At 77.2% G+C, this 9,134-nt stretch carries 5 protein-coding genes, 1 tRNA gene and 2 pseudogenes; 2 read left to right on the forward strand and 6 right to left on the reverse strand.

The window, feature by feature from the left end:
- From ACYVJ4_RS18775 to ACYVJ4_RS18800, 6 genes and pseudogenes are all read right to left on the reverse strand, one after another.
- A pseudogene (locus tag ACYVJ4_RS18775) lies at positions 1 to 1,298 on the reverse strand (FtsX-like permease family protein); the annotation flags it as partial.
- Entirely contained in the window at positions 1,295 to 4,471 is a 3,177-nt protein-coding gene (locus ACYVJ4_RS18780) for an FtsX-like permease family protein (protein ID WP_460461557.1), read from the reverse strand. The pseudogene ACYVJ4_RS18775 and the gene ACYVJ4_RS18780, both read right to left, overlap by 4 nt.
- Before the next feature lie 19 nt (positions 4,472 to 4,490).
- Positions 4,491 to 5,174, reverse strand: coding sequence for an ABC transporter ATP-binding protein (locus tag ACYVJ4_RS18785; protein ID WP_460461553.1), 684 nt, complete (start codon positions 5,172 to 5,174; stop codon positions 4,491 to 4,493).
- Entirely contained in the window at positions 5,171 to 6,112 is a 942-nt protein-coding gene (locus ACYVJ4_RS18790; RefSeq protein ID WP_460461554.1) for an ABC transporter ATP-binding protein, read from the reverse strand. The genes ACYVJ4_RS18785 and ACYVJ4_RS18790 overlap by 4 nt, the downstream gene beginning before the upstream one ends.
- A gap of 66 nt (positions 6,113 to 6,178) precedes the next feature.
- Positions 6,179 to 6,958 (reverse strand): SDR family NAD(P)-dependent oxidoreductase, encoded by a 780-nt coding sequence (locus ACYVJ4_RS18795; RefSeq protein WP_460461555.1) that lies wholly within the window; start codon positions 6,956 to 6,958, stop codon positions 6,179 to 6,181.
- 35 nt (positions 6,959 to 6,993) lie between these two features.
- Positions 6,994 to 7,081 (reverse strand) — tRNA-Leu (locus ACYVJ4_RS18800).
- Positions 7,082 to 7,188: 107 nt separating this feature from the next.
- Between ACYVJ4_RS18800 and ACYVJ4_RS18805 the strand changes: the two genes are divergently transcribed.
- Positions 7,189 to 8,565, forward strand: a complete 1,377-nt coding sequence (locus tag ACYVJ4_RS18805; RefSeq protein WP_460461556.1) for a M20/M25/M40 family metallo-hydrolase — start codon at positions 7,189 to 7,191, stop codon at positions 8,563 to 8,565.
- A gap of 57 nt (positions 8,566 to 8,622) precedes the next feature.
- Positions 8,623 to 9,134 (forward strand): annotated as a pseudogene (locus tag ACYVJ4_RS18810) (hypothetical protein); the annotation flags it as partial.

Below are 9,134 nucleotides of genomic sequence, written 5' to 3' on the forward strand. Positions count from 1 at the left end.
GAGCGCCCGGTCGGCGGGCGCCGCCCGCCGACGGCCGACCGCACCGCCGCCACGCCCAGCACCGGTGCGGCCAGGGCCGCGACGACCAGGGCCGGGGCCGGCCAGGCGAGCGACGGCCGACCCACCAGCAGACCCACGGCGAGCAACCCGACGGCGCCTGCCACCGCGGTGACCACCACCGACTCGACCAGGAGCCCGAGCCCGGTCCCCAGCACCGTCGCGCCGCGCTCGCGCTCGACCAGCAGGGCGCCCGCGCGCCGGCGGACGAGCAGCTGCCCGGCCAGCACGAGCACCAGCCCGGCCACGACCAGGACACCGAGCAGCAGCACGGCGGCCTGGGCCCGCGCCGCGGTGACGGCGGCCGAGGCGTCGAGCAGCACGCCGTCGAGCAGGCTGTCCCACGACACCGAGGACGACGCGTCGGTTCCGGCACCGGACGTCGTGCGCAGGGTGACGACGTCCCGGGCCAGGTCGCGGCTGGCGCGCCAGCGCAGCCGCTCCGGCCGTGGCGTGAAGACCACCGAGCGGGTCACGTCCTGCTCGGGGACGGCGACGCGCAGGTCGGGCAGCGAGTCGGCCGAGACCAGGGCGGACGCCGTCGTCCGGCTCGTCGTCCCGCCCCGTCCGGTGTCGGGGTGCAGCAGCTGCGGCACGGCGCGCCAGGCGTCGTCGCGCGGGTCGTCGGCGGTGAACACCCCGCTGACCCGCACCGCGACCCGGCGGAAGAACTCGTCCTCGGTGTCCAGCCGGTCACCCGCGCGCAGCCCCAGCGCCTCCGCCGCCGGCTGCGACAACCCGACCTGCACCGGCCAGGCGGCACCGACCTGCCGGGTCGTGGCCGCCGGCGGGCCGCCCGACGTCCACGTCACGTGCGGGGCTCCTTGCTGGTCGACCACGTAGGCCAGCCGCAGGTAGCGACCCGGCCCGCCCTCGCGCAGGTGCAGCTCGGTGGTGCGCACCGTCGCGACGCCCGGCCGCAGCACCGCCGCCAGCTCCCGCGTCATCTGCAGCTGCGCCTCGGCGGCCGTGCTCGCCACCTCGTCGGCGCTGCGCGGGTCGCGCACGGGGGTGCCCGTCGGGTCGGACGGCGGGAACGGCGCCTGGACGACGACCCGCCCGGCGTCCCCGGACCGGGCCACGGCGTCGGCCACGGCGCGGTCGGCGGTGCGCTCGGCGACCGGCGGGACGGCCGCGAGCAGACCGGTCACGACGGCGACGACACCACCCACCAGCAGCAGCGCCGCCCGGTCGGCCCGTGCCCGGCCGCGCAGGCTCGGGCCGTGCAGGCGAGGTCTCATGCGTCACCCACCCGCAGGTGGGCGGCGTCCGACCGGCGCACCAGCACGGCCGCCACCACCGTCGCGAGAGCGCCGCAGGCCAGCACCAGCCCGCCGACGAGCAGCAGCTCCGCGGCCGTCGGCCACACGACGCGGGGCGCTGGTGTCGGCCTGAGCCCGACGTCCGAGCGGACCAGCAGCGGGCCGAGCGCGACGGCCGCTGCCGCCCCGACGGCGGCACCGACGAGGACGAGCGTGCCCAGCACGGCACCGTGCTGCACCACGAGCGAGCCGACCAGCGCCCGCCGCCGCACGCCGAGCGCGCGCAGCCGCGCCAGCTCGACCGCGCGCCCACCGACCTCGGCGACGAGCAGCACCAGCACGCCGGCCAGCACGAGCACGACACCGGCGACCACCAGGGTCCGCAGCGCGGCCGGCAGCGTCACCCGCAGCGGGCCCTGCGCGAGCTCGGCCGTCGTCCCGGCCCGCGAGGCCACGTCACCGACCCCGAGACGCCGCACCGCCTGCGCCGCACCGCTGCTGGGGTCGCCGACCCACCACGCGTCGACGACCGGCCCGAGCCGCCCGGCCCCGACGAGCGCCCGCGAGAGCGTGTCGCCGTCGACGAGCACGGCCAGCTGGTCGGGCGCCGAGGGGACGGCCGGCACGACGTCCACCACGGTGACCGGGACGTCGGCGCCGTCGACCGTGACGGTGAAGCTGCCGCCCACCCGGGTGCCCACCTGGTCGGCCAGCGCCCGCGAGACGGCCACCGGCACGCTCGCCGGTGGGGCGAACGCCGTGGCCAGCAGGTCGACGTCCTCGTACGGGAAGTAGTCCGGGGTCACCTCGGCCGTCGTGCGCACCGTGGTCGAGCCCGGGCCCTCGGTGGTGCGGGTGGTCACCGAGCCCGCCGTGCCGGGCAGCTCGCCCAGCGACCGCGCGGACCACGCGTCGACCGGCGCCGGCGCGCGGCCGGGCACCTCCAGCTCGACCGCCAGCGGCGTGGTCCCCGGGGGTCCGGACGTCGTGGGCACGACGTCCGCGGCCGATGCGTGCAGCACCAGCTCGACCCCGACCAGGCGCTGAGCGCCGGGCACGGCGTCCGGCAGGACCACCGGGTGCGGCCGGTGGTCGGCCGGCACCGGTCGGGCCGCCGCGGTGGTGCGCAGCCCGGTGGCGTCCTGCAGCAGCAGCGTGGGCGCGACCGTGGCCCCGCTCAGGCCGCCGCCGAGGCCGGCGGTGAGCACCAGCCCACGGCCGTCGTCCGGCAGGGGCAGACCCGTCGGCCCGGCAGCCGGGGCGAGCGCTGCGCCCACCTGCGCCCAGGTGCGGTCGCCGTCCAGCCGCCCGCGCAGCACCTGCCCGGCCCGGCGGGCGTCGACGCCGACGAGCACGGGCGCGGCCCCGCGGTCGCCGACGAAACGACCCAGGGCGACGGGCCGCGTGGTCACCGCCGAGACGGTGCCCCCGGCCGCCACCCGGACGGCCGCCGCCTCTCGGCCCGTCGGCGGCGCGGAGAGCGTCACGGCCAGGTCGGTGCCCACCCGCAGGTCGGCCTGGTCGGCCTGGGACCGCTCCCACGTGCTGCGCCACGACAGCGCGAAGGTGGCCGACGCGACAGCCACCGCCACCAGCACCGAGGCCGTCACCGCGTAGGGACGCCGGGCGGCCTGCAGCGCGGCCAGCGGGACGAGCAGCGAGCGGGCGCGCGCGGCAGCCCGCGCGAGCGGTCCGAGCAGCCCGGGGACGACCCGCACCGCGACCGCGGCGGCCGCGGCGACGCACAGCGCCGGGTCGACGACCAGCACCACGGTGCCCGTGGACGTCGTCGTCGCCGGCTGCCCGCGCAGCTGCCACCAGGCGGCGACCACCACCGCCACCAGCAGCAGGTCGCCACCGGACCGTGCGACCACGGCCCGGCGGCGGGACGTCGGCCGGGCGGCGGGGTCGCCGACCAGCCCCGGCACCGCCAGCGCGGCCGACAGCAGCAGCGCGCCCGCGCCCACCACCGCCACGAGCGGCCCCGTCACGGCTGGTCGTTGGGCCAGGCCAGCGGCCTCGAGGTCGGGCCGGTGGGTGAGCCACGAGTGGAGCAGCGCGGCGACGGGGACCGCCAGCACCGCCGCCACCAGCGCCAGCAGCGCCGCCTCGGCAACCGTGGCCGCGACGAGCTGTCGGCGGTCGGTGCCGAGGGCCACCAGGAGGGCGCGCTCGTCCTCGCGCACCGAGAGCACGAGACGGCCGGCCAGCGCCAGGGCCGCCGCGGCGAGCGCCGTCCCGAGCAGGACGACGACCAGCACCGTCGAGCGCGTGGTGGCCTCCTGCGCCTGCACGGCCTGCAGGGTCTGCGGCAGCTCGGAGGACACGTTGGTGTTGCGCGCCCGGCTGCCGACCGCCGCGGCCAGCCGGGCGTCGGCCTGCTCGACGCCCGTGACGGCTGCCTCCACCGAGTCCGCCGTCGCGCCGACGAGCTCGGGCCGGCCCGTGACCTGCAGCGAGTCGACCGTCGAGCCGCTCGCGAGCAGCGCCTGGGGGGCGACCAGGAAGGGGCCGTACGCCGGGGTGGCGCGGGTGCCGTCGCTGTACGCCGGGTCGAACCCCTTGCCCGACAGGGGGTCTCGTTGCCACGCCTGCAGCGAGCGCGGCCGGTAGGTGCCGACCACCACCAGTGTGACCGGCTCCTCGACGTCGCTCAGGCCGAGCTCGGGACCGAGCACCAGCCGGCGTCCCACGACCAGCCGCAACCGGTCGGCCGCCGCCTGCGGCACCACCGCCTCGAGCGGCGTGCCGTCCGCCGTGGGCACCGCCCACCGGCCCGACGTCAGCCGAGCCCGCTCGTCCGGCACGTCCAGGCTGCCCAGGTAGCCGAGCCGCGCGCTGCTGCCGAGCTCGCGCGGTGCCGCGGTCGCGGTGCTCGTCGACGTCGACCCCAGCGACCCGAGCGCGCGCTCGACGACGTCCTGCGCCGCCGCGCGCGCAGCCGCCGCGTCGCGGCTGGCCACCTCGGTGACGAACGCCGTCAGCTCGACGTCCTGCGGCGCGGTGCGCCGCACGCCCTCGGCGAAGGCGCGGTCCTGCGAGCTGGTCAGCAGCAGGGCGCAGACGCCGAGCAACGTCGCCCCGGCGGTCACGAGCGCGAGGACGCCGGCGAGCAGGCGCCGCTGCACGAGCGCCCGGCGGGCGACGAGCATCAGCACGCGGTGGCCACCCTCAGGCCTGCACGCGGCCGTCGGCGAGCCGGACGACGCGGTCGGCCAGGCGCATCATCACCGGGTCGTGGGTGGCGACGACGACCGTGACGCCCTCGTGCTCGACGAGCGCCCGCAGCAGCGCCATGACCTGCAGGCCGGTCTCGGCGTCCAGCTGGCCGGTGGGCTCGTCGGCGACGAGCAGCCGCGGCGACCCGGCCAGGGCCCGCGCGACGGCCACCCGCTGCTGCTGGCCGCCGGACAGCTCGCCCGGCCGCTGGTCGGCGTGCTCGCGCAGCCCCACCAGGTCGAGCAGCAGCTCGACGCGCTGCTCGCGCTCGGCGACCGGCGTGCGCCGCAGCCGCAGCGGCACCCCGACGTTCTCGGCCGCCGTGAGCACCGGTACCAGGCCGAACGTCTGGAACACGTACGCGACGGTGTCGCGACGCAGCCGGCTCAGCCCGTCGTCGTCCAGCGCCGTGACGTCGGTGCCGTCGACCCGGACCGTGCCGGCATCCGGCCGGTCGAGCCCGCCCACCATGTTCAGCAGGGTCGTCTTGCCCGAGCCGGACCGGCCCACGACGGCGACCATCTCGCCCGGCGCGACCTCGAACGTCACGTCCTGCAGCGCGTGCACGGTCGCGGCGCCGGTGCCGTACGTGCGGGTCAGGCCCTGCACCTGGACGAGCGGCGCGGACGTCGTCACGCGCCGGCCTGCTCGTCGCGCCGGACGGCGACGTGGTCGCCCTCGAGGGCCAGGCGCACCCGCCGGGTCAGGTCCAGCGCCTCGCGGTACTCGCGCGGCACCTGGACCCGGCCGGCGCGGTCCATCACGGCGTACTCCTCGGCGACGAGCTCGGTGCCGCCGTCCGCGCCGTCCGCGGCCCGCCGCAGCACCTCGCTGCTCGTGCGGCCGTCGCGGATCGCGACGGTGCGCGCCACCTGGCCGCTCACCGCGGCGTCGTGCGTCACGACGACGACGGTGGCGCCGAGGTCGCGGTTCGCCGTGCGCAGGGCGTCGAAGACCTCCTCCGCGCTCTCGGTGTCGAGCTCGCCGGTGGGCTCGTCGGCCAGCAGCACCCGGGGGTCGTTGGCCAGGGCCACGCAGATCGCCACCCGCTGCTGCTCGCCGCCCGACAGCTGCGCCGGACGGCGGCCGGCGCAGTGCCCGACGCCGAGGGCGTCCAGCAGCTCGGCCGCCCGGCGCCGTCGCTCGGCCCGGGGCGTGCCGGCGATCGTCATGGGCAGGTCGACCACCTGCTCGGCCGTCAGGTACGGCACCAGGTTGCGGGCCGTCTGCTGGCGCACGAAGCCGACCACGTGCCGCCGGTAGCGCACGCGTTCGGCGCGCGACATCGCGAGCAGGTCGTGGCCGTCGACGTGCGCCCGGCCCGCCGTCGGGGTGTCGACGCCGGCCAGGACGTTGAGCAGCGTCGACTTGCCCGAACCGGAGGCCCCGACGAGCGCCACCATCTCGCCGCGGTGCACCAGCAGGTCCAGGCCCTGCAGCGCCTGCACCTCGACGGCGTCGGTCTGGTAGATCCGCACCAGGTTGTCGCAGACGACGAGCGCGTCGTGCCCGTACTCGGGCGGGCGCTCGGCGGGGCGGGGCAGCGACAGCTCGGCGTGCGGCACCTGGCGCACCTCCCCGTCGGCGTCGTCGTCTCGGCCGGATGTTAACCCGGCGCGCGGTGTGCGGGGGAGAGGCGCTCAGAACGCGGTGTAGCCGCCGTCCGCGACGAGCACCGAGCCGGTGACGAAGGACGACGCGTCGCTCGCCAGGAAGACGACGGCCGGCGCCAGCTCCTCGACCGTGCCGTAGCGCTGCATCGGCGCGTCCTCGATCCAGTGGCGGCGGAACTGCGGCTCGTCGACCGGCGACATGTCGGTCTTGATGTAGCCCGGCGCCAGCGCGTTGACCCGCACGCCGTGGGGCGCCCACTCGGCCGCCAGGCTGCGCGTCAGGTGGTGCACCGCGGCCTTGGACGCGTTGTAGGCCGGCTGCCACTGCGGCCGGTTCACGACCATCCCCGACATCGAGCCGATGTTGACGACCACGCCGGAGCGCTGCGCCACGAAGTGCCGGCCGAAGGTGCGCGCGCACCGCCACACGGCGTCCAGGTTGACGTCCATGACGGCGCGCCAGTCCTCGTCCGTCACCTCGAGCGCCGGCGCGTGGACGCAGGCACCGGCGTTGTTGACCAGGACGTCGACCCGGCCGAACCGCTCGAGCGTCGCCCCGAGCACCCGGGTGACGTCGTCCGGCACCGTGACGTCCGCCCGGACGAACTCGACGTCGGCGCCGCGGTCGGCCAGCTGCTCGCGGACGAGGGAGCCGCGAGCCTCGTCGCGGCCGACGAGCACCACGCCCGCACCGGCGTCGGCCAGGGCCGTGGCGAACCCCTCGCCGAGGCCGCGCGTGCCGCCGGTGACGACGGCGACGCGACCGGTCAGGTCGAAGCGGTCCAGCGCGCTGCGGGGGTCGCTCACGAGGAGCATGCTGCCACCGCGGAGGTCGTGGTGCGTGGTGTCCGGAGGGGGACTTGAACCCCCACGCCCGTTAAAGGGCACTAGCACCTCAAGCTAGCGCGTCTGCCATTCCGCCACCCGGACGAGTGGACCGACCAGCTGCCGTGCAGCCGCTCAGTGCGACGTAGAGACTAACACGCAGGTCGGGGCGCCCCGGACCACCGTCCGGCGTCCGGCACTACGGTGACCGGGTGAGCGAACCCCAGCCGTCCGAGCGGTCGAGCGAGCAGCCGTCCGAGGGTCCGAGCGAGGCCGCCGTGGCCGAGGTCGCCGACCTCTGCCGCGACCTGCTGCGCCTGGACACCAGCAACTTCGGCGACGGTTCGGGGCCGGGGGAGCGGGCCGCTGCCGAGCACGTCATGGGTCTGCTCACCGACGTCGGGCTCGCCCCCGAGCTGGTCGAGAGCGAGCCGGGCCGGGCGTCCGTCGTCGTCCGGGTCGAGGGCGACCCCGAGGGCACGGCCGACCGCGGTGCGCTGATGGTGCACGGGCACCTGGACGTCGTCCCCGCCGACGCCGCGGACTGGCAGCTGCCGCCGTTCGGGGCCGAGGAGCGCGACGGGTGCCTGTGGGGCCGCGGCGCGGTCGACATGAAGGACATGGACGCGATGATGCTCGCGGTGCTGCGCGACCTGGCCCGCTCGGGCCGGCGCCCGCCGCGCGACCTGGTCTTCGCGTTCTTCGCCGACGAGGAGGCCGGCGGGGTGCTCGGCAGCCACTGGCTGGTCGAGCACCGGCGCGACCTGCTCGACGGCGTGACCGAGGCGATCAGCGAGGTCGGCGGGTACTCGGTGACGGTCGACGGCAAGGACGGCGACCCGGTGCGCCTGTACCTGCTGCAGACCGCCGAGAAGGGGATCGCGTGGCTGCGGCTGGTGGCGCACGGCCGCGCCGGGCACGGCTCGCAGATCGCCACCGACAACGCCGTCGCCCGGCTCGGTGCCGCGGTGGCCCGGATCGGCGAGCACGCCTGGCCGCTCGAGATCACCCCGACGGTGCGCGAGTTCGTCGACGGCGTCAGCGAGATCACCGGCGTCGAGCTGGACCCGGACGACCCCTCGACCTTCCTCGACCGGCTCGGCACCGTCGCGCGGTTCGTCGGCGCGACGCTGCGCGACACCTCTAACCCGACGATGCTCAAGGCGGGCTACAAGCACAACGTGATCCCGCAGAGCGCCGAGGCGTTCGTCGACTGCCGGTACCTGCCGGGCCACGAGCAGCAGCTGCTCGCCACCGTGCGCGAGCTGGCCGGCGAGCACGTCGACGTCGAGGTCTACCACCGCGACGTCTCGCTCGAGACGAGCTTCGACGGCCGCCTGGTCGACCGGATGGTCGCGGCCCTGCAGGCCGAGGACCCCGGTGCCCCCGTGCTGCCGTACTGCCTGTCGGGCGGCACCGACAACAAGGCGCTGAGCACCATCGGCATCCGCGGCTTCGGCTTCGCGCCGCTGCAGCTGCCCGCGGACCTGGACTTCCCGGCCATGTTCCACGGCGTCGACGAGCGCGTGCCGCTCGACGCGCTGGCGTTCGGCACGCGCGTGCTCGACCGGCTGCTGCGCACCTGCTGAGACCCTCGCCACAGCGCGGCGCCCGTGACCTCGCGGGTCGCGGCTCGTTGGTCCGACGTGCCTCCCGTCGCTCTCGCCCTGTCCGCGCTCGCCGTGACGCCCGACGTCGCACCTGGGCCCCTGGTGCCCTCGGTGCCGGTGACCGTGGTGGCCGGCCAGCCGCTGGACCCGCTGTGGCACAAGGTGTTCGGCTCGCCGAGCTCGACGACGAGCCCGACCTCCACGGCCGGGTCGACGCCGTCGCCCACCGTCGCCGCGCCGGGCGGCAGCACGCGGCCCACGTCCACCGGCCCCTCGACGTCCCGGACGACGACCCCACCCGCCGCGCAGCACCCGAGCACCGCGACGACCGCGGCGGGGCAGACGCCGGGCTCGACCCGACCCGCCGGCCGGACCACCTCCCCCGCGACGACCCGGCTCTCGTCGCGGCCCGTGGTCGACCAGGCGCAGGCGACGCCGGCGCCAGGGCCGTCGTTGCCGCGCCGCACCGCGGCGTACACCGTGCTGGGGCTGCTGACCGCGGCGGCGGCCGTGGTCGCCACGGGCGGCCGCGCGCGGCGCACGGCCCC

This window comes from Angustibacter peucedani (assembly GCF_054779595.1).